18 protein-coding genes are annotated in these 20,613 nt (G+C 59.4%); 7 read left to right on the top strand and 11 right to left on the bottom strand.

All coding sequences use genetic code 11. From position 1 onward, the window contains the following. Nucleotides 1–66 precede the first annotated feature (66 nt). Both rph and rdgB read left to right on the top strand, forming a co-directional pair. On the top strand, nt 67–780 hold the full coding sequence (gene rph, locus IH944_11445) for a ribonuclease PH (protein ID MCH7905159.1): 714 nt from the start codon (nt 67–69) through the stop codon (nt 778–780). Then, entirely contained in the window at nt 777–1,376 is a 600-nt protein-coding gene (rdgB, locus tag IH944_11450; GenBank protein MCH7905160.1) for an RdgB/HAM1 family non-canonical purine NTP pyrophosphatase, read from the top strand. The genes rph and rdgB overlap by 4 nt, the downstream gene beginning before the upstream one ends. Here the strand turns inward: rdgB and IH944_11455 are convergent. The 9 genes from IH944_11455 to IH944_11495 all read right to left on the bottom strand — a co-directional run bounded on the left by IH944_11455 (nt 1,373) and on the right by IH944_11495 (nt 11,850). Next, a complete protein-coding gene (locus IH944_11455; protein ID MCH7905161.1) occupies nt 1,373–1,696 on the bottom strand; it encodes a hypothetical protein in 324 nt (107 codons plus the stop codon). The two genes, rdgB and IH944_11455, sit on opposite strands and share 4 nt — an antisense overlap. A gap of 647 nt (nt 1,697–2,343) precedes the next feature. Further along, nucleotides 2,344–3,582: a transcription termination factor Rho gene (gene rho, locus IH944_11460; GenBank protein ID MCH7905162.1), complete on the bottom strand. Its 1,239-nt coding sequence runs from the start codon at nt 3,580–3,582 to the stop codon at nt 2,344–2,346. A 222-nt stretch (nt 3,583–3,804) separates the two neighbouring features. After that, nucleotides 3,805–4,323, bottom strand: coding sequence for a hypoxanthine phosphoribosyltransferase (gene hpt, locus IH944_11465; GenBank protein ID MCH7905163.1), 519 nt, complete (start codon nt 4,321–4,323; stop codon nt 3,805–3,807). Between the two features lie 8 nt (nt 4,324–4,331). Continuing rightward, a complete protein-coding gene (gene queD, locus IH944_11470; protein MCH7905164.1) occupies nt 4,332–4,766 on the bottom strand; it encodes a 6-carboxytetrahydropterin synthase QueD in 435 nt (144 codons plus the stop codon). A gap of 15 nt (nt 4,767–4,781) precedes the next feature. Next, nucleotides 4,782–5,564: a hypothetical protein gene (locus IH944_11475; protein ID MCH7905165.1), complete on the bottom strand. Its 783-nt coding sequence runs from the start codon at nt 5,562–5,564 to the stop codon at nt 4,782–4,784. Nucleotides 5,565–6,093: 529 nt separating this feature from the next. Next, nucleotides 6,094–6,792 (bottom strand): Abi family protein, encoded by a 699-nt coding sequence (locus IH944_11480; protein ID MCH7905166.1) that lies wholly within the window; start codon nt 6,790–6,792, stop codon nt 6,094–6,096. Between the two features lie 377 nt (nt 6,793–7,169). Continuing rightward, the gene (gene guaA, locus IH944_11485; GenBank protein MCH7905167.1) at nt 7,170–8,696 is read right to left on the bottom strand and encodes a glutamine-hydrolyzing GMP synthase; all 1,527 of its coding nucleotides are present in this window, start codon (nt 8,694–8,696) and stop codon (nt 7,170–7,172) included. Between the two features lie 65 nt (nt 8,697–8,761). After that, nucleotides 8,762–9,589 carry a tRNA glutamyl-Q(34) synthetase GluQRS gene (gene gluQRS, locus IH944_11490; protein ID MCH7905168.1) on the bottom strand — a complete coding sequence of 276 codons (828 nt, stop codon included), beginning with the start codon at nt 9,587–9,589 and terminating at the stop codon, nt 8,762–8,764. A gap of 17 nt (nt 9,590–9,606) precedes the next feature. Further along, entirely contained in the window at nt 9,607–11,850 is a 2,244-nt protein-coding gene (locus IH944_11495) for a hypothetical protein (protein MCH7905169.1), read from the bottom strand. A gap of 175 nt (nt 11,851–12,025) precedes the next feature. On the opposite strand from IH944_11495, the gene IH944_11500 reads away from it, so the two are divergent. Continuing rightward, nucleotides 12,026–12,694: an aquaporin gene (locus tag IH944_11500; protein MCH7905170.1), complete on the top strand. Its 669-nt coding sequence runs from the start codon at nt 12,026–12,028 to the stop codon at nt 12,692–12,694. Between the two features lie 10 nt (nt 12,695–12,704). Here the strand turns inward: IH944_11500 and IH944_11505 are convergent, their stop codons facing one another. Beyond that, on the bottom strand, nt 12,705–15,203 hold the full coding sequence (locus IH944_11505) for an ATP-dependent Clp protease ATP-binding subunit (GenBank protein MCH7905171.1): 2,499 nt from the start codon (nt 15,201–15,203) through the stop codon (nt 12,705–12,707). Between the two features lie 299 nt (nt 15,204–15,502). Here IH944_11505 and IH944_11510 point away from each other — a divergent pair, with 299 nt between their 5' ends. The 4 genes from IH944_11510 (at nt 15,503) to IH944_11525 (ending at nt 19,770) form a co-directional block, all read left to right on the top strand. Beyond that, nucleotides 15,503–16,906, top strand: a complete 1,404-nt coding sequence (locus tag IH944_11510; protein MCH7905172.1) for an MCE family protein — start codon at nt 15,503–15,505, stop codon at nt 16,904–16,906. A 15-nt stretch (nt 16,907–16,921) separates the two neighbouring features. Then, on the top strand, nt 16,922–17,605 hold the full coding sequence (locus IH944_11515; protein ID MCH7905173.1) for a 50S ribosomal protein L9: 684 nt from the start codon (nt 16,922–16,924) through the stop codon (nt 17,603–17,605). A 64-nt stretch (nt 17,606–17,669) separates the two neighbouring features. Continuing rightward, a complete protein-coding gene (locus IH944_11520; protein ID MCH7905174.1) occupies nt 17,670–18,911 on the top strand; it encodes a hypothetical protein in 1,242 nt (413 codons plus the stop codon). Between the two features lie 76 nt (nt 18,912–18,987). Continuing rightward, on the top strand, nt 18,988–19,770 hold the full coding sequence (locus tag IH944_11525) for a dihydrodipicolinate synthase family protein (protein ID MCH7905175.1): 783 nt from the start codon (nt 18,988–18,990) through the stop codon (nt 19,768–19,770). Here IH944_11525 and IH944_11530 read toward each other — a convergent pair. After that, nucleotides 19,767–20,612, bottom strand: a complete 846-nt coding sequence (locus IH944_11530; protein MCH7905176.1) for a hypothetical protein — start codon at nt 20,610–20,612, stop codon at nt 19,767–19,769. The two genes, IH944_11525 and IH944_11530, sit on opposite strands and share 4 nt — an antisense overlap. Nucleotide 20,613 lies beyond the last annotated feature (1 nt).

Here is a 20,613-nt window from a genome sequence, read left to right on the forward strand (position 1 = left end):
GATTGCTGACGCCAGGCCTGCGGCAGCCGGACGGGCAAAGAATTTGCTGTAGGTAGAATCGCCGTTATGCGATTGGACGGAAGACAACCGGACGAACTCCGGCCAGTAACCCTGGAGCGCGGGTTTTCCAAACACGCCGAAGGGTCATGCCTGATCAAACTCGGCGATACCCACATGCACGTTACGGCGACCGTCGAAGACAAGGTGCCGAGATGGATGCACCGGCAAGGGAAGGGCTGGTTGACCGCAGAGTACGCGATGCTGCCGCGCTCCGGACAGCGAAGAAACCAAAGGGACGGAACTCGCGGCCCAAGCGGGAGGTCTCAGGAGATTCAACGACTGATCGGACGGTCGTTGCGAGCGGTAGTCGATCTTGAGTCCATGGGCGAGCGAACGATCATCGTTGATTGCGACGCATTGCGGGCAGACGGTGGAACGCGAACGGCCTCGATCACCGCCGCGTACGTCGCGGTGTACGACGCCATGACGTGGATGCAGGAGCAAGGCATGATCACAAAGAACTTGATCACCGAACCAATCGCCGCCGTCTCGCTGGGCGTCGTCCAGGGGGAAACGTTGTTGGATCTGTGCTACGAGGAGGACGCGCGGGCTCAGACCGACATGAACGTCGTGATGACTGCTTCCGGGGAGTTCGTCGAAATCCAAGGCACCGCTGAGTCGAAACCGTTTACTGCAGAGCAGTTGGGGAAAATGCTGTCGCTGGCAAAGAAGGGCGTCTTTGAACTGGTCGAATTGCAGCGACAGACGTTAGGCGCATGATCGAACGGCTCGTCTTGGCGACGCACAATCGGAAAAAGGCCGGTGAGATGCGCGAGGTTCTGCTCGCGGTTGATGCGGTCGGGCAGATTAAGACCTTGGCCGACTATCCCGGGGCTCCAGTGCCGGAAGAGACCGGAGCGACGTACTCGGAAAACGCGCTGATAAAGGCGCGCTCTGCCGTCGAGTTTACAGGCGAGTGGTGCTTGGCCGATGACGCAGGCTTGGAGATCGACGCCTTGCCGGGCGATCTAGGAGTGCACAGCAAACGGTATGGAGGCGACAGCACGTTCGAGCAGAAGATCAGGCTCGTGCTCGAGCGGATGCAGTCGGTCGAAGACAGCAAACGGACAGCTCGCTTTCGATGTTGCGTCGCGCTCGTCTCCCCACAGGGCGAGCACTCGACCTTTGAAAGTCTGTGCGAAGGGAGGATCGCGCGCGAGCCAGCGGGATCGGGGGGATTTGGCTACGACCCGATCTTTTTTCTGCCGGAACTTCGTTGCACCTTGGCGCAGCTCACCCCAGAGCAGAAGCACGCTGTGAGCCATCGAGGGAAGGTTCTTCGTGAGCTTGCGAAAGTGCTTCCTTCGTTAAGCTAGGGGAGCAATCCGAGTGATGCAATGTGGTAGATGACGAGCGCAACCATCACGCCGTTTGCAAAGCCGATGACGGTACGGGTAATCGGCCGGTGCCACAGCTTGTATCCCACTACCACGACGAGCAGCGTGAGCGTCAACTTGACGAACTCGAATAGCCCAACGCCCTGAACATGCCGCAACAAGGGGTTCGCTTCTGTCGCGCCGTGCTGAAACGCGATAAGTGTGAATGCGAAGTCGGCGAGACTCAGCGCTCCGTAGAATATGAGGCCCGCGGGCAGTGCCTTTCTTAGCCGCTCAGGAAGTCGCAGCACCCGTCCCATACCTGAGTTAATCCATGTTGAACCTGATTTGAACCACGCCTCCATAGTGGTTCCGGTAGAAATGCAGACATGGAGCCTGGCAGGTTGGTTCGGGACTCGGGACGTCCCATTGGAGGGTCGTCCTCCTGCGCGACCTCAGCTACCGCTCGCCACTAGCCTTCAACTGAGAACGCTCTACCAGAACGCCGGTGCTTTGATGGGAACGCGATCGCGGACAAACCCTCCAGGCCTGTCCGCGGCACGCGCGCCGGGGAGAGGAAGACGAGACAGACACAGTCCTGTCCTATTTTCAACATGCTGGCATCATGGGAAGTCCAATCGGAAAGGACTTTGTCGCTTGGACCCCTCACCCTAACCCTCTCCCTCAAGGGGAGAGGGAATGGCCTGCGGTCCATGGAGGGTGGCGCTCCTGTGACACGGCGCTCGCGTTAGGATCCACCTCAGGAGAAGACGAACGATATGTGTCGTTGGGAGGGCGAGCAGTCATCCTGAGCGGATCGAAGGACCTCGCGAGCCGCGCACGCTGCTGAAGCGATAGTTGGGAGGGCGAGCGGTCATCCTGAGCGGGTCGAAGGACCTCGCGAGCAGCTGGTGTCAGACGCGCAGGTCGGGAGACCCGCAGCACAGTTTTCGGGGGAACTACTCGCTTAAACGGTCGTCTTCGATCTTGCTATGATCGTTTCGATGAACACCGCGTTGTTCGGGGTTCGGCGCAGCAGCTTGTTCAGCGACTCTGTCGCCTCGATCGCGTCCTGAGACTTCGCCAGCATGCGGTGAAGTTGGACGACCGCCTCTAGCTGCTCCGGATCGAACAGGTTCTCTTCGTGGCGCGTTCCCGAGCGTCTTACGTCGATGGCTGGCCAGATGCGTCTCTCGGCGAGGTCTCGATCGAGCACGATCTCCATGTTGCCGGTACCTTTGAACTCCTCGAAGATCGCATCGTCCATCTTCGACCCGGTGTCGATCAGTGCGCTTGCAATGATCGTCAGCGATCCACCTTCTTCGATATTCCGTGCCGCCCCGAAGAACCGACGCGGTCTGTAGAGCGCAGCCGGATCAAGTCCGCCTGAGAGCGTGCGTCCGGAAGGGTTGATCGTAAGGTTGCTGGCCCGGCTGAACCGCGTGATCGAATCGAGGAGGATGACAACGTCGTGCCCAACCTCGACAAGGCGCTTGGCTTGCTCGAGGCACAGGTCGGCGACTCGCATATGGTTCTCTGCCGGTTCGTCGAACGTCGAGCTGATCACTTGCCCCTTGACTGAACGCCGAATGTCGGTGACTTCTTCCGGCCGTTCGTCAACGAGAAGAACGAGAAGCTTCACCTCGGGGTTGTTGATCGCGATCGAGTTTGCGATCGACTTGATGATCGTCGTTTTGCCCGCCTTTGGCGGCGATACGATCAGGCCGCGCTGGCCTTTGCCGATCGGCGCGATGAGATCGATGATTCGGCCGATGATCCCTTCGTTCTCCGTCTCTTGCACGAGCTTTTCAGTGGGGAACAGCGGCGTTAGCTTGTCGAAGTCCCTTCGATTCTTGATCTCCTCCGCCCCAGTCGCGAAACCGTTGATGCCCTCTACGCGGAGCATTCCGTAGTACTTCTCGCCGTCTTTCGGCGCCCGAACGAGGCCAAATATGGTGTCGCCTGGGCGCAGTCCGAACCGCTTTACTTGGGACTGGCTGACGTAGACGTCGTCGTTCGACGGTCGGTACCCGTCATCGCGCAGGAAGCCCCATCCGTCCGGCAGGATGTCGAGCGTCCCAGTCCGGTACAGCGCACCTTGATCCGCGTTTGCGATCTGCAACAGCGCCTTGATCACTTCATGCCGGTCTTGATCTAAACCGATCGAGGCGGACTTCGCCTCCTTGGCGAGCGCAGTGGGAGACATCGAGTCGAAGTGGTTGTAGTCGATCTCGGGCAGATTGGATAGGTCTTCGTTGTCCTGGCGATGCGGGCGCCTGGGTCGACGTCCACCTTTGGAGCCGCTCTCGGACTTTCGAGGACGAAATGTATGGGTCATAAGACAGTTGTGAAACTATGTGGAGGTTGTGCGAGTCAAATCCCAGTCGTTGCGCGCCAAACACACAAGCGCAATTAAAGGGAAGGTCGACTACTCGCGCAGAACGGCGACATACGGCAAATTCCGGTACCGTTCAGCGTAGTCTAATCCATATCCTACCACGAATTCGTCCGGTATATCAAATCCGACGTACTCGGCCCGGCCTCCATGCTGCAGCGCGGTGGGCTTTTGCAGCAGCGTCACTACCTGCAGACTTGCTGGCTTTCTGGTAGCAAACAGCTCGCGTAAGTGGGTGAGTGTAAGCCCGGTGTCGAGGATGTCCTCTACGACCAGTACGTGCCGTCCCTCGATGTTGATATCGAGGTCCTTTTTGATTCGTACGACGCCCGAGGAGGAGTTGCCAGGGCCGTAGCTGCTGACCTGGACGAAATCAATCTCCGTGGTCGGATCGAGCTGCCGCGCTAGATCGGACAGAAAGTGGATTGAGCCTTTGAGCACTCCGATGAGCAGAAGGTCCCTGCCGGAGTAGTGTTCGCGGATCTTGCCGGCCAGCTCAGACACTTTCGCCTGGATTTCGTCCGCGGTGATGATCGTCTTCAGCTCGGGCACGGCTCATTCTATCCGAGATCGCCGACGTTTATCGTGTAGGTCGCACTTGTCTTCAACGTCTCGTAGACGTGGATGGAGAACGACCGCAGATTGCCGCGGGACGAGAACGACGGGTAAACCCGCTCGGCCAACCACTTTGCGATGTTCTCGGCAGTCGTCGGAAACGGCACGGTGACGTACTTCAAATTGCTCTCGCGCAGGACGTCTGACATCAGGTCGTCGGAAGAGTCGCAGAGGAACGCGTGATCGAGTTCGTCTAAGATCGGCCGCACGGCCCGCGAAATGTCGTGGTAATCGACGATCATCCCCGCGTCGTCCGGTTCGCCCTCGATCTCGACGACAAGCCGGTACGAGTGGCCGTGGATGTTGTTGCACCCGCCGTCGTGGTTCGGCAGACGGTGCCCCATCTCCCAGCGGAACTCCTTCGTGATCTTGACCGGCACAGAACCGAGTTTACGTCATCGGCTCAGAGAGCGGAAGTACTCTTCCGTCAAATCGCTGTTCAGGTGTCGGTAGAACTGGATCACGATCATCGCCTTCGTGTGGACGCGCGGCCACAGATCGACCGCCTTCCAGAACTTCCGCTCGCCTAGGAAAATCGCTTCGGCAAACGTGTTGAAGTCCTCTTCGATGCTCGCGGTCGCGTATTCGTTGAGAAACCCTTGCGCGTGGAACTCCGGCCGGAACTTGGTGTCGGACCGGCCTGAGCGCACCGCCTCGGTACCGTCTGAGTGGTACGAGAACCCGGCTCGATTCGCGCCCGTCCACGCCAGGTAGTCGAACTCGTCTGAGAAATTCCGAAGCAGGATGCTGGAGAACTCATGGTGGAAGGCTGCTTCCAGAAACCTGTCCGTAAACCCGGCCCTGACGCCTCGGTTGGCGATATACACCGTGTCGAGCGAGTTCGTCCCGCCGTAGCTCAAGCCGTAGAACCGGAGTTTCTTGGCGAAGTGAATCGCAGTCAGGTTTTCCGTCAGGAGCTTTGCCGGATATTTCGCAAGCGCCTTGTCCATCGCGCGGACGCTGCGTGCCTTCTGGTCTCTTGCAATCGGTTCCGCTCGCGCATCGACCTCGCCTGAACGCCAGGAAACGGGAAACATCCTTGAGCTGATCTCGAACTTGACCGGGATGCCCGCGTCGACCGTAACAACCGCCGGGGTCGCGAACGCTAGCTCGCTGGAAAGCGCGAGCAGGAAGACGGACGTACAAACCGACAGTAGGGCTGAGAACGACCTAGGCACTCTCCTAATTTTCGGCTCCGGCCGACTCGTCGGCAGACGGCAAATTTGCGGGAAATCAGCGAGTTGTGTCCGCAGTCCGAGTTATTCGCTGCAAACTCCAAGGAATAGGAATCAGCTTCGTTTGCACTCGAACGTACGATCCGGAAGAAACCCCGGACGTAACCGAGGGCCTGCAAACTAGCGGAAGAAGATCAACAGGATAGCGAGCACGAGTACCCATTCCATGCTGACTTCGATCTTCGGGTCTCCCTTGCGAGTTCGTACTAACATTAGAAATGAGTTCGGCTCAACGCTTCGCAATTGCTGCCCAGTGGTTGTCTTTAGGCTCCCTCGAACCTAATACAGTAGAGATTCAGTGATAAATGCAAGGCTCCATCGTAACCCGATAAAGGGACTGGCAAGGAGGAAGTAGGCAAGTTCAAGAACCTGGCCGAAAGGCTTCCTCGATTACCAAGAGGGGAGCTTGAGGAAGCAAAGAGGAAAGATAAAGCGACAGAAAGACGCGGACAGGTGCGGCACCCGAAGCGCACTAATAGCTGTCAAATCGGATTCGTAGCGCGGCGTAGAGCCTGTACGGAGCGCTCCCTCGGCGGAAGGTTCGCATGAATCGACTAGTGCGGGCCTCGAGGGCTGCGTAGTCAGGTGAAATGTCGCCGAGCAGGTCAGTGATGAACCCGTATGTTTCTTGCAACGTTGGTATGTCGCAGATGCACTCGTGATGGGCGACTCGATTGCGAAGCTTGCGAATACGACCGAGCTTGTGGGCGATGTCTCCTCGTCGAAGCCTGGCCTTTCTGTGGGGGAATACGCTTGCGGAAATCTGATTATGTACATCGCTGGTGTAGTTGCTGCCGTAGATAGCGACCCAATAGTTGAACGGCAATGATGCGACGATTTGGTCAGCGGAGGAGCTTAGAGTGATGTTTCTGCGACTGCTTCGCAAGTCGCTAATCGCCCTCAATTCATGTCGTCCCATGAGGCTCTGGTCCTCAAACCAGAAGTCGTTGCTGTATCTGCGGGACATTTCCTGGTGTATTCGACTCCTGAGAACGACCTCTAGCGCCTGTATGGATGCATAAATGTCCCTAGAGAGCGCTAGGTTCCACAGATACATGGCGTAATGGTCAAGAGGATCCCGGTGCGACGAAGATTCGTACCGTCGAAATCGCAGCGGGGCCACGCTGGATAGCCCCTGCCAGGCCTGCTGGCCTCTGTCCTTTACTAGCATTTGAACCTATTTGACCATTTTTGTTGAACATTGCGCCAATTTATGGCATCATTATAAGTGCAGATCCACGGTGACCACTGGCCCGAGAGGGTTTCACGTCCCGTTGGACAGTTTGGGAGCCGCCTATTCGGCGGCTCCCGTCTATTTGCCAATCAACTTCCGCCACTTCAGCCGACACCCGACAACCTGAGCCGTCACGGTGGAGAACCTACCAAGTCGTCAGTCTTGCGGAAATTGTATCTAAAGGCCTGATCGACCGCGTATGCAATCATGTGCTTTGATCTTGGACAAACCCAGACTCCCGTGAATGGCCGTTTGAACACGCACCGGAAGTTCTCGATACTGTTGGTATCCATGTCGCCAATGCCCCACTGCGGTCACTCCCACTCGATCGTCGCAGGGGGCTTGCTCGTCAGGTCGTAAAGCACGCGGTTGACCCCCGGAACCTCGTTCACGATCCGTGTGCAGACGTGCTCCAAGAACTCAAACGGCAGCGGCGAGGCTTGAGCCGTCATCGCGTCCTCGCTCTGCACCGCGCGCAGCACGATGGCCTGCTCGTACGTTCTTTCATCGCCCATAACTCCGACGCTGTGGACGTCTAGCAACGCAGCGTACGACTGCCAGATTTCGCGATGGAGCCCTTGCTCGCGCAGCTCGGTGCGGAAAATCCAGTCCGCCTCTTGCGTGATCCGAACCCGTTCGCGCGTGACCTCGCCGAGGATTCTGACGGCCAGTCCTGGGCCGGGGAACGGCTCGCGGTCGACTACATCGTCTGGCAGCCCAAGTTTGCGACCGACGTTGCGCACTTCGTCTTTGAACAGCATCCTCAGCGGCTCGATCACTTTCAGCTCCATCCAATCCGGCAAGCCGCCGACGTTGTGGTGCGTCTTGATCTTGGCCGCTGTCGCCGACCCCGACTCGATGACGTCCGGGTACAGAGTGCCCTGCGCGAGGTACTTGCAGTTGCTGATTTCGTCGGCGTGGTCCTCGAAGCAGCGCACGAACTGCTCGCCGATAATCTTGCGCTTCGCTTCTGGCTCGGTGACGCCTGCGAGCGCTTGAAAGAACTGGTCCTCCGCGTTGATCACGACAAGATGCGGATGAAAAACCTCGGTAAACATGGCGACGACTTGACGCGCCTCGTCCTTGCGCAACAGTCCGTGATCGACGAAGACGCACGTGACCTGGTCGCTCAGCGCCTTCGTCAGCAGCGCAGCAACGACGCTCGAATCGACGCCGCCGCTCACTGCGCAGAGCACGTGCTGGTCTCCGACTTCGGACTTGACCGCCGAGATAGCGTCGTCGATGAAGCTCGCGGACGTCCAATCACCTTTCAACCCGGCTGCGTCGAAGAGGAATCGGTGCAAAATCGTACTGCCGTCCTTGGTGTGGCTGACTTCTGGGTGGAACTGTACGCCATAGAGGTGCTCGGCACGGTTCTCGAATGCGGCCACGGTACACGTGCTCGTCTTTGCGGTCACCGAGAATCCAGGCGGGACGCGAACAACTTGATCGCCGTGGCTCGTCCAGACTTGGTCGCTCGATAGGCTTCCGACGAGCGAGCCGTCAACGGTTTCGATCAAGTGCTGCCGTCCGTACTCGCGATCGGCGCTTCGCACGACCTCGCCTCCCATGCGTTGCGCCATCAACTGCAGGCCGTAACAGATCCCGAGAGTTGGAACGCCCTTGATCAGATCGAAGTCCAGGTTCGGGGCTCCGTCATCTAGAACGCTCTTCGGCCCGCCAGAAAGGATCACCGCGTCCGGACGTCGCTCTCGTAGACGCTTGCCAGCTTCGGGCCAAGGGATCATTTCGCTGTACACCCCGTGCTCTCGCACGCGGCGGACGATCAGCTGCGAATACTGTCCTCCGAAATCTATGACGGCTACGAACTGGTGCTGCATCCTGCGAACCACCAGTTTGCCCGTTCGCAGCGAGTCTGCGCAATGGGCCCAGTCTAGGCTTGAGATCAAGAGGGAAACCTGCGGCGCACGTCTTCCGGGGTCGCTCCAGACTCGCGGATCGCCCGGAGAGTGACGGACTTGCTCCGCTTCGAGAGTCGCTCGCCCTGTTCGTCTGTGATCAGCGGATGGTGCCAGTATTCAGGGGTTGGCAGGTCGAGGAGCGCCTGCAGTAGCCGGTGGACGTGAGTCGATTCGAACAGGTCGAGGCCGCGTGTGACGAGCGAGATTCCCTGCGCTGCGTCGTCCACCGTGACGCTCAGATGGTAGCTCGTCGGTACGTCCTTTCTGGCGAGGACGACATCGCCGGCCAGGTCCATCGCACATTGCTGCTGCCCGCGCTCGCGGTCGTGCCAGGTCAGCTCGCCAACTGCTTTCATAGCCGCCTCTACATCCAGGCGAAGCGCGTGCGGCGCTCCGGATTTCAGTCGCCGTTCACGCTCAGTAGTGGATAGCGACCGGCAAGTGCCGGGGTAGGCCTGACCCATCGCCCCATGTGGAGCAGCGCCTGCGGACTTGATCTCTCGCCGGATGTCTGCGCGCGTGCAGAAACAAGGGTAGAGCAGTTCGGCTTCGCGCAGTTTGTTCAACGCCTCCTCGTAAGCAGGGAATCGCTCTGATTGGCGCATCACGGGAGATTCCCACGAGAGCCCCAGCCACTCCAAGTCCTCGTAGATCGCTGACACGAACCGCTCGTGCGATCTGCCCGAGTCGATGTCTTCGATCCGCAGAAGGAAGCGCTCGCCCTCGGCAGCTTGCTCAGAGAACCACGCTGAGTACGCGTGCCCGACGTGGAGCAGCCCGGTCGGACTTGGGGCGAAACGCGTTACGGCCACGCCCTGGATTGTAACCGCTACGGCGCGGGTGGGGGCTGCCTGCGTGATCCGACGCCGTACGTCCGCGTAGTGCGCATCCGTTCGCGCGCTTTAGCCAGCGCTTCGAGGAACGGCGCTGGCAGGTTGGCAAGCGTCAGTTTCTTCGACGACCGGCTGATCCGAGCGTCGCGGAACGTGGCGCTGCGATCGCCCATATCGCCAAGCTTGATAGTCAGCGTAACGTCGCCGATTTCGGCGGTTTGGAACTGGTTGTAGGTGATAACGCTGCCAGCCCCGAAGCCGTTTCTGGCCATGGACTCATGCATCGCAAACTCCTGGGCTGTGAAGAACTTGCCGCCTCGCCGGCCTGTGACCGTGGCGAAAATCCCATCTTCCACAGTACGAGCTACGACGATGGGCGTGTTCGTCGGCACACCGTTTGGCAGAGCCTCCGTCGGCTCGCTCATGAGCGTCGGGATTTGTCGCTCTTGTTCCGAGAGATTCAGCCTTCGTATCAACATCACATTGCCTACGCCGTAGCCGCCCGCGAATTGCAGGAAGCCGAACGCTCCCGGACGATAGACGGCGCGCTGCGCGTACTGCCTTGCTTTGCCGTTCAGCTGGCCGTACAGTGTGGCTCCGCCAGCCTGCGAGGCATCGCTGACTTTGTACGGCAGGGTCGCATACAGCCGCAGCAGGTCGAACTGTCCAGAAGTGTATTGGCTAAGAAGCTCGGCCACGTCGGGACTGATCATGCCCAAGTACACGGTGTCGAGGCTGCTGCTGGAGCGCAGCGGGGACATCTCGATAGAGTACGCGGCGAGCTCGTCAAGCGTCGCGAAACCGCGATTGGCCACAGCGCCGAACAGTTTCGCCGCGGCGACCCTGTTGAACTGCATCAGTCGGGCGCTAGCGGGCCACGTCGGCCTCACGACGAGCCATCCATCGCTGATCGAACTCTCGGCGCCGTATGCGCTGCTGGTCGTGAGGAGTTCGTCGACGGTGAGCTTGCCGGACGTCAGTCGCCGGGCGAGGTCGATGACGATAGAATCCGGGAACGACGCGACGAGCGACAGATCGCGCGAAGCAGCGGCTTGTTCGAACGCTTGGCTGACGTACAGCGAGGTCGGATCGAATTTGTGCGGCTGCACTAGGAATCGCATCAGGTCTTCAGAAAAGTCCGGTGCTCCCTTGCTTTCTCCGGTAAAAAGGATGCTCGTCGGGTTTCCGGAGGAAGTGCTCACTGAAAACACCAGTCGCTCCGAGACAGTCCGCGCTGAGTCTTGCGAAAACAGCTGGGCCATCTCGCGGGCGAGCGGCGTGACGGTGATTTCTTCACCGCCTGGTTCGACTAGTGCTCGCTTGGCCTCCGGCCAAACCGGGGCAATATTAGCCCTGCCGCGCGAGACGATGACGCCCTGCTGATCCGCGACGACGACCTCTACCGAAACGGTGTCGGACCTGTACGACCTGGACAGAATGATGAGGATCTTTCCGACTTGCTGGAGCGGTCGATCGTAACGCCCGGTGCCTGTGATAACCCGAACGTTGCTGTCGGTCTGCGTCCTGGACTTGGCATCGAGCATCACGTTGTGGTTGAAAATAAAGTTCTTTGCGACGCTGTTCAAGCTGCCTAGGAACCGCTTCTGCATTCTGTTTGGGCGACTTGTATACACGATGCGATCGCCCGGGCCGACGCTGGCGAGCAGTTTGGGTGGTATTTCCCCGAGCACTTGGCTGGCGGCCAATTGAGCTGGATTCTGGGACAGCATGCTGCTGCTAATGATCTCAATGACGCTATCCTGTGAGTTCTCAGGCGCTCGAACGTAGGATTGGTAGGATTGTCCCGTCCGCGCCCGCTGCTCCATCATCTTCTCGAGCTCCCCCCGTGTCCACCTCTGCTGCGGCGATGTCTTCTTGTGCAGACCCTCCGCAAACGCGTTCGTTCTTCGCCTCGCCTCGCTCAATTCTTCGGACTTGCGCTTGCCGACATCATCGACGAGCCGGTACCCTTTCTCCTCCTTGATCCACTTCGCGGACAACGCTTCGGCGATCTTGTCCATCACTGCGCTGAGGGGCTGGTCTGTGACATGCAGCAGGAGCAGTTCGTCCTCAATAACGCCGTTCGTGTCCAAGTACAGGCCCAATTGGTTTCCAAGCTCTCTGACGACCTGCCTTGCGGGCCCAACCGAGCGCGAAAAAGTCACACTTTGATCGAGGTCTTGAGCGAAAACGGATGTGCAGACGAGGGCAGCGCATGCGCCGATTGCGAGTCGATTCATTATCAGGCTCCTACTACGTAAGTAGTTTACTCTTACGACTGGTTACGGTGTTCTGGCCCGCCCGGTTAGCCCGCAAGGCAAGAAACCACGCGATGATCGCCCGCAAGGCAGTTCAAATCGAGGTTCTGGTCCGTCTTGGCAGGTAGCATCGAAATCTCGCACAGGTGATAAGAACATGAACATCCGAGCGTATTTGGCAGAGTTTATCGGCACGTTTGCCCTGGTTTTCGTCGGGGTCATGGCGATGATCCACCTAGGCCCCGGCTCCGGTGGTCTGCTCGGCGTCGCACTGGCGCACGGTCTGGCGATCGCCGTGCTTGTCAGCGCGACGATGGCGATCAGCGGCGGCCACCTGAATCCGGCTGTGACCCTGGCGATCTGGATGGCCCGCAGGATCAAGATCGGCGACGCTCTGGCTTACATCGTGGCGCAGTGCCTCGGGGCTGTCGTTGCCGCCGCCTCGGTTTATCAAATTATGGGGTACGAAGCCCTCGCCCAGGGCACGCTGGTCACGCGTTCTATAGAGCCGATGCCTGCGCTTGCGCTAGAGGCGATTGCGACGTTCTTCCTGGTGTTTGCAGTATTTGGCACTGCCATCGACAAGCGCGCACCCAAGGTGGGCGGGCTGTACATCGGCCTCTCGATCACGATGGGGATCCTTGCCATCGGCCCGATAACGGGCGCCGCTCTAAACCCCGCGCGCTGGCTCGGTCCGGCGCTTATCGGCAAGACGGAAATGCAGCCGATGATCTACATCGCTGGCCCGGTGCTTGGTGCATTGGTCGCGGCGCTGGTGTACCAGTACGTGATGATGGGTCGCGACCAAATACCGGAGCCGGAGTAGCGGATCGAACCTAGTTCGGGATGATTTCGGCCTCTTCCTTCGCGGGGCCTTCGTCCGTGCCTTTTCGTCGGAACATTACGTTGCCGTCTTCATCCAGGTCCGCCAAGATCGCATCGCCCTCGCTAAAGTGGCTCAGCAGAAGCTCTTCGCTGAGGGGGTCTTCGATGTAGCGCTGCACCGCTCTTCTAAGCGGTCTCGCTCCGAGGTTCGGGTCGTAACCCTTGTCCACGAGCATGTCCTTCAGCTTTTCGCTCAGCTCGATTGAAATGCCGATTTCCTTGGCCTGCCGATTGATTCGCTCCATGTAGAGGTCGGCGACCTTAAGGATTTCGTCTCGCGTCAGATGCTGGAAAACGACGATCTCGTCGACCCTGTTCAAGAACTCGGGTCGGAAGGTCTTCTTCATCTCGCTCATCATCCGCTTCTTCATCGTCTCATAAGTCTTCGGATCATCGGGGTCTAGGGTCACGTCGCGGAAACCAAGGCCCTTGTCCAGCTCGACCGGCCGGACGCCCACGTTCGAGGTCATGATGATGATCGTGTTCTTGAAGTCGACCGTTCTGCCCTGGCTGTCCGTCAGCTGTCCGTCTTCCATGACCTGCAGCAGCAGGTTGAACACTTCTGGGTGAGCTTTCTCGATTTCGTCGAGCAGAATGACTGCGTAAGGGTTTCGCCGAACCTGTTCAGTGAGCTGACCGCCGTCGTCGTACCCTACGTAGCCAGGAGGCGCTCCAGTGAGCCGGCTGACGGCGAACCGCTCCATGTACTCGGACATATCGAGCCGGATCATCGAGGACTCTTTTTCGTACAGGTACTCAGCCAAGGCTTTCGCCAATTCCGTTTTGCCGACGCCGGTCGGCCCGAGCATGATGAAGCTCGCTATCGGTCGCTTCGGATCCTTGAGGCCGCTGCGTGCGCGGCGAATGGCGCGTGAGACGGCCGAGACGGCGACCGCCTGGCCGATGATTCGCTTATGCAGATCGTCCTCCATGCGGAGCAGCTTCTGGCTTTCGGCTTCTACCAAGCGGGTCACTGGAATACCGGTCCAGCTCTGCACGATCGTAGCGATCTCGCCTTCGTCCACGACCGGTTCGGGCTTCTCCTCTGCGTGCCACGCCTCCTCGCGCTCCGAGACGGAGTCCTGCAACTCCTCGATCTCTGCCTCGAGCTTTTTCGCATCGTCGCCGTCTGGCGAGCGGCGCACGAGGTGTTCCAACTCCGATTTCATCTTGCCGATGCGGACCTTGTCCTGTCGAACCTCGAACGGCGGGAGGCTCTGTTGCAGGCGGACCCTGCTGGCCGCCTCGTCCATCAGGTCGATCGCCTTGTCGGGCAGGGTTCGATCCGTGATGTACCGTTGCGCAAGCTGGACGGCCGCCACTAGGGCGTCGTTCGTGATCTCCACGTTGTGGTGGGCCTCGTACCGCTCTCTCAGACCCTTCAGGATGTCGATCGCCTCTTCCTCGTTGGGCTCTCGGATTTTTACGGACTGGAAGCGGCGCTCTAGCGCAGCGTCCTTCTCGATGTACTTTCTAAACTCTTCGTGCGTCGTCGCGCCGATGCACTGCAGCTCGCCGCGCGCCAAGGCCGGCTTCAGGATGTTGCTCGCGTCGATGGCCCCCTCTGCGGCGCCGGCCCCGACCAACGTGTGCAGTTCGTCGACGAACAGAATGATCTCTCCGTCAGCCCGCCGAACCTCGTCCATCACCTTCTTCATGCGCTCTTCGAACTCGCCGCGATACTTGGTTCCTGCGACGAGGCCTGCCAGATCGAGGGAAACGATGCGCTTGTCACGCAGCAAATCTGGAATGTCACCGCTGACGATTCGGAGCGCCAGCCCCTCGGCAACCGCCGTCTTGCCGACGCCGGGATCGCCGATCAGGCACGGGTTGTTCTTCGTTCGCCGGGTCAGGATCTGCATGATCCGCTCGATCTCCTGCTGCCTTCCGACAACCGGGTCGAGCTTTCCCTCCCTTGCCATTTCGGTCAGATCGCGCCCAAACTCGTCGAGCGTCTGCGTTTTGGCGCTTGTGGCGGCGCCACTGGCCGCCTTGCTTCCGCCGCGAACCGGCATGTCGTTGTCCTGAAGCGCCATGACCTCTCGCCTTGCCCGCTCTAACTCCACGCCCAGTTTGTTCAGCACGCGGCCAGCGAGGCCGTCGCCCTCGCGGATGAGCCCGAGCAACAGGTGCTCGGTGCCGATGTAGTTGTTGTTCAGGTTTCTCGCTTCGTCGTACGCTAGGTCGATGACGCGCTTTGCCCGAGGAGTGAGCGACATATCTTGCGGGGGCCTGGCGTCGCCGCGCGGCAGCTGCTTTTCGATCTCGGCGCGGATTCGGTTGAGCCCTACGCCCAACCGTTCCAAAACTCGCGCCGCCACGCTGTCGTTTTCACGCACGAGGCCCAGAAGCAGGTGCTCCGTCGAAACGTATCCTTCGCCGAACTTCTGTGCTTCTTCTTGCGCGAAGAAGACCACTTTTCTCGCTCGCTCTGTAAAGCGTTGCCACATACAATCTTGCTACCTTGCTTACCTTCAATCCGCGTTCGCCCGCAACCGTTCCGATGCTTTGCTCGGACCCGGTTGCTTGGCCTGTGCCTATTTAGACGCACTTGAAGCCCGGAATCGCTCCAAATGCCTATCAGCCACTTCACAAAAGCCTTCGGGCTCACTGAAATTGTCGGTTGTTCGAGTCCAGACAGATAGACCGCTCATGGCCTCAGGAGCCGTTCCGCACCACTCGAACGATACCTGCTCAGTTGATGAGAGATTCTTCAATGGCCCATTATCTGAGGGGCTACAATAGGACCATGCAGTCAGCGTGGAAGGTGGGTTTGATGGTCGTGCTGTTCGGTGTGCTGTTGCTGGCGAGCTATGCACTGCTGCAGCGCAGTATGTTTGCCGAAGAGACGATCGAGTACTACGTGGAGTTTGAGGACGCCGGTGGACTGAGCGTAGGCGCCAGAGTTCTACTGTCAGGCGTTCAAATCGGCTCTGTGACCCGGGTCGAGCTCGTCAGGCCCGGACAGGCTCGAGCGACGCTGGCAGTTGGCAAGCGGTACGAGATTCCGGAAGGTGTCACTGCGGTGCTGCCCACACCGTTCATCTCGATCGGCGACCGCCAGATTCAGCTAATTGTGCCGTCCGATTCGACCGGCGTGCTGTCGGCTGGCGCAGTGATTCCCGGCACGGTCTTCTCGCCGATGGAGACGATTCTGCCGGACAGCAACAAGACGCTGGAGGAGCTGAACCGCACGCTGGTTGCCCTGCGCGGGCTGCTGGAAGACGACGAGCTCAAGGCAGGGCTCTACGGCATGATCAGCGCCAGCGAAGAGTCGATTACGAGCTTTGGCAACCTCGCCAACAGGATGGACGGCATTCTTGCGCGGAACGCTGGAAAGTTCGACGAGCTGCTCGCCACGACGGCTAGAAGCCTGCTAAACCTCGAAGCGCTCAGCCTCGAAGTGCGCGAGCTTGCTGAGAGCGGTCTGCTGCAAGATAAAGCCGTCCTGCTGCTGGATAACTTGAACGAGGCAGTCCTTGCCGGGAAGGAGCTTATCGCCAGCTTGGACGTGCTTGCGACAAATCCTGAGCTGACGGCCGCGATCATGGAGACGGCGGCGAACGTACGCTCCATCTCCGACTCAGGCACTCGGATCGCCGTGAGCGCTGAGCTGATCGCAGAAAACGGCGTCATCGTCAGCGATGAGGCGATCAAGCTTGCCAGAAAGGCGAACGAGCTGGCGGACGAAGTCGGCGAACTCTTGGATTCGCTCAAAGCGGCCATTGAGCGGTTTCAAATTGGTGGAACCGCCTTCACCGAGGGGCTCGAGGTCTCAACTGATCTGACGCGCGAGTTGTCGCACGGCAGGTTCAGGGCCGATGTCAACGTGACTCTGCCGGTCGGCGAGACTAAGGTCACGTTCGGCCTGTACGACGCCTTCGAGAGCAACAAGCTGAACCTACAGCTTCACAACCAGCTCACGAATCGACTGGACCTTAGGTACGGTGTGTATGCGAGCAAGCCCGGCGTTGGGGTAGATTATGCGCTTGCGCCCAGGCTCGCGTTCCGCGGCGATCTGTTCGATCTGAACGACACGCAGTTGGACTTGAGGCTACGGTATCAGTTCACCAACACGATTCACGGCTGGTTCGGTATTGAGCGACTTCTCCGGCGGTCATCGCCATCGATTGGAGTCGGCATCAAGCAGTAGGCAGGTTAATCGACGATGAAAGTCATTTTGAAGCAAACCGTCCCGAAAGTAGGGAAGGAGGGGCAAGTCGTCAAAGTCAAGAACGGCTTTGCTCGCAACTTCCTCTTTCCGAGAGGCATGGCGACCGTCGCCGATAAGGCTCAGCTGAAGGTCTTGGAAGCAAGAAACAAGAAGTTGGAGTCGAAGCTGGCGGAGACGAAGGCTGCTGCTGATGCGATTGCGGAGAAGCTGAGCGGTGGCGAATTGAGGATCGAGGTTAAATCGGGAATTGGGGCTCGGCTTTTTGGAGCAGTGACCGCGCAAGACTTGGCCGATGCGATCAAGGAGCAGCTGGGTGTCGAGGTCGAAAAAAAGGCCGTCGGAATTTTACAGCCGATCAAGCAGCTCGGTAGCTTTACGATCGAGATCGACCTTCACCGGCAGGTCGACTGTAAAATCGTCGCCAACATCATCGACCCGGTGAAGGAGCAACAAGCGGTAGCCGACGCGGCAGGGCTGGCTGACCAGCTGGCAGAAGATGAAACTGCTGAAGGCGAGTCCGCAGAGACGACCTCAGAAGAGGCTGCGCCAGCTGAGACCGAGCCGGCAGAAGACGGAACTGCTGAAGTCGAATCCGCAGATTCGGATTCAGAAGAGGCTGCGCCAGCGGAGAGCGAGCCAGCAGAAGAACCCAGCCCAGAAGCCGCCAAAGAGTCTTAGGTATTCCCGGCTGTTGAAAACTGACCGAATCGCATCACGGACTTGAACAGTCTGAATTCATACCGTGCTTGCAGCAATCATTTTTCCGCTATTCGTCGCGTTCGGTCTCGTCCCAGTAGCGGACATGTCCACAGTCCCGACTGTCGCTGTGGTTGATCGGCTTGCGCACACGCCCGAGCTAGATGGAGTTTTGTCAGCGGACGAATGGGATCAGTTCGAGGCCGATTCCGGGATGCAGTGGGAGCCGGGCAAGCTGCACTGGTCAGCTGTAGTGCCAAGCGATTTCGACGTTCTGCTGAGCCTCGACCTCAACGCGGACGGCTGGCTGGTCGGAGACGACAACATCGAGGTGAGGATTTCGCGAACGGCATCCGGCACGATGGTGTCCACCTCCAGGCTGGACGCTACGAACAGGGACGGCCCGGTCTGGATTCCGTCCGCAATACCAGGCCACTTGATCGAAAGGGCGCAATCTGCCGCCGACTATCACTGGACGCTGGAAGCCTCGATGGACCTGGATCGCAAGCGGTTCATGAGGCAGGGCGATACGATCGGCGTTCGAATCGACGCCGTGCGGAGTGGCGCAAGTCTCGGACCTGCGTATGCGCCGCGGAGACTGGCGTACGTCAACCTCGTTCTCGATCAAGGGTTAAACGACGCCGACATTTCGTGGAAGGTAGGTGCGCGGTTTCGCGAGGTCGCGCGCGAGGACGGTTTGAAGATGCGGTTCGACCTGCAGCGCAGGGACGGCTCCGACGTCGGCGTAGAGAGCGTCGATATACGGTTTGAAGGCGATCGTGGAAGCGACCTCGCCGCGATTTCACGACCGTTCGGACGATTTGACAGCCGAGGCAAGGCACGACTCGAGTACGAGAGCGCGATAGCCGGCGATGCCAGCACCGGGTACCGGATCCTGAAGGCGGAGCTAAAGCGATCTGATGGCAGCGTGACCGTCTTGCGCGCCAGTTTCCGCATCAACGACCTTGTCCAATTCGAGGTTTCGATACCACGCCAGGTCACGCAGTCACAGGTTGAACAGGTGGTCAAAGGGCATGTCTACATCCGGTCAACAGGGACCGGTCGCATCAAAGGTGTGTTCAGCGCACGTTGCGTCGATGGGTGGCAGATCAATCGCGGCGGCAACGAGGAGTTCTTGATCTTCCATCCGCGTGGCCGACAACGCATCCCGATAGAGATCACGATCCCGGCGTATGCGCTTGGCGCTTACCCGATCAGACTTGAGGCGAGGATCGGCGAGCGGGTGATCGAACAGATCGCGTACATCGAGGTCGCGGCGAGAGGTTAGCTCTCCCGAGCTTGGTCGCGGGGTATTCGGTTGGTTGAAGCGTTAGGAGTTGCTAGCCCGTCCCATCCCATGAGTCGTGGCACCTTTCGACAAAGTCATCGTTCCGCTGGTTACGCCGTTCACCGACGACACGGCGACGATCAGTGAAGTAAGGCTTGCGCGCGAGATTCGTTTTCACATTGATCGCGGCGCTGCCGGCTTCTTGGTCTGCGGCGAGATCGGTGATTTCACGTCTTTGAGCGCATCGGAGCGCAAGACTGTGCTTGAGTGGACGATGCGGGACGCGCACGGCCTGCCCGTTTACGTCAACGCAACCGCGCAGACGACCGCCAGCGCAGCGGACCTGTGTCAGCATGCTGCCCGGCACGGCGCGCGAGGAGCGGTGGTCGCTGGCCCGCCGACGGGGATCATTCACGCTTCCGAGCTTCGCATGCACTTCGCGGCAGTGATGAGGCACGGGAACATGCACGTCTCTTTTGTTGGTCCGCCCGGTTTTTTTGAATCCGTATCGGACTCCGCTGGGCCCGTGCTCGAACGGGCGACTTCGTTGGCCAAAATGGGAGCGGGCGACTACTGCCTGATGCCCGACGTCCACACGGACGAAGTCGCTTTTGGCGATCTCGTCGCAACGCCGCTCGCAGTCTTTGGCGCCGACAAGCTGCCGCAACTGATCGACGGATGGGACACGTTCGGGCCGATCTTGATTTCGATGGTTGGTGAAGACGGTCTCAGCCGCTTTGCGCACGCCGCGCTGTCCGAATCTTCGCTCGACGTAGGCTACTCCCGTGGCCCGGTGCAACCGCTGGGGCCGGAACCTTCGAAGGCACTTGAGAGCATCGTTGCCGCAATTCAGGCCTAACCGGGCTGGCGCTGCCGCCTCACGGCTACCTGTGCAAACGGGTCGTCGTCGCGCGGCTCCATGAGGAACTTATCGCCGTACGCTTCGTACTCATACGGCCCGTCGGTCTCCGGCGAAGCGAAAATTGCGTGAGACATATTCCGCAACAGGTCCGTGATCAGAACCTGTTGATCGGCCTCGGTCGGGTCGGTGCGGAGTTCGCGTCGCCCCACCTTGCGCAAGCCGCGCGTTTCGGCGAATCCGAGCCCCTCTTCTTCGTGGCGCCAAATCACCCGGACGTGAAAATCCGGGCGCTCCGCGTCACCGTTCGCCTCGAGACGGGATGTCAGCTCGGATGAGGTCATCAGCTCCTCCGCCATCCGGTCGTAAACCACGAGTCCGTCAACCAGGTGGCACACGGCGTCGGCGAGGTGCGGCATGAACTGTAAATGTCGCAAGTCCTTGAGCACCACCACAGACGCGTATCTGAGCTTGATCATCGACGTCGTTTCTGGTAGACGCTCCAGGACTTCAGCGCTTGGTACGGCGGCCTGCTCGAACAGGTCCGGTCGGAAAACGTGCGGGTTCTTGGTGCGCAGGGCAAGGCCCATGTGCAACCGGACGTCGCTCATGACCAAGCCTTCGCGCGTTGTGATGCACGGCCCGCCATCGCGCAAGTACGGGTTCTCGGTGATCAGGCGCGTCATGATCGCCTTCTGGTCGGGCAGTTTTTCAGCGGTGCTGTAGATCCAGTATTCGCAGATCGCTTCGTAGCCGCTTTTTCGGCGGGCCGTCACTAGGCGGGCGGCTAAGATAGCAATGCCCAATCCGACAAGGACGATCGGAATCCACAGGCCACCCATG

The organism is Armatimonadota bacterium (assembly GCA_022563855.1).
Classification (GTDB): Bacteria; Armatimonadota; Fimbriimonadia; order Fimbriimonadales; family Fimbriimonadaceae; genus JADFMN01.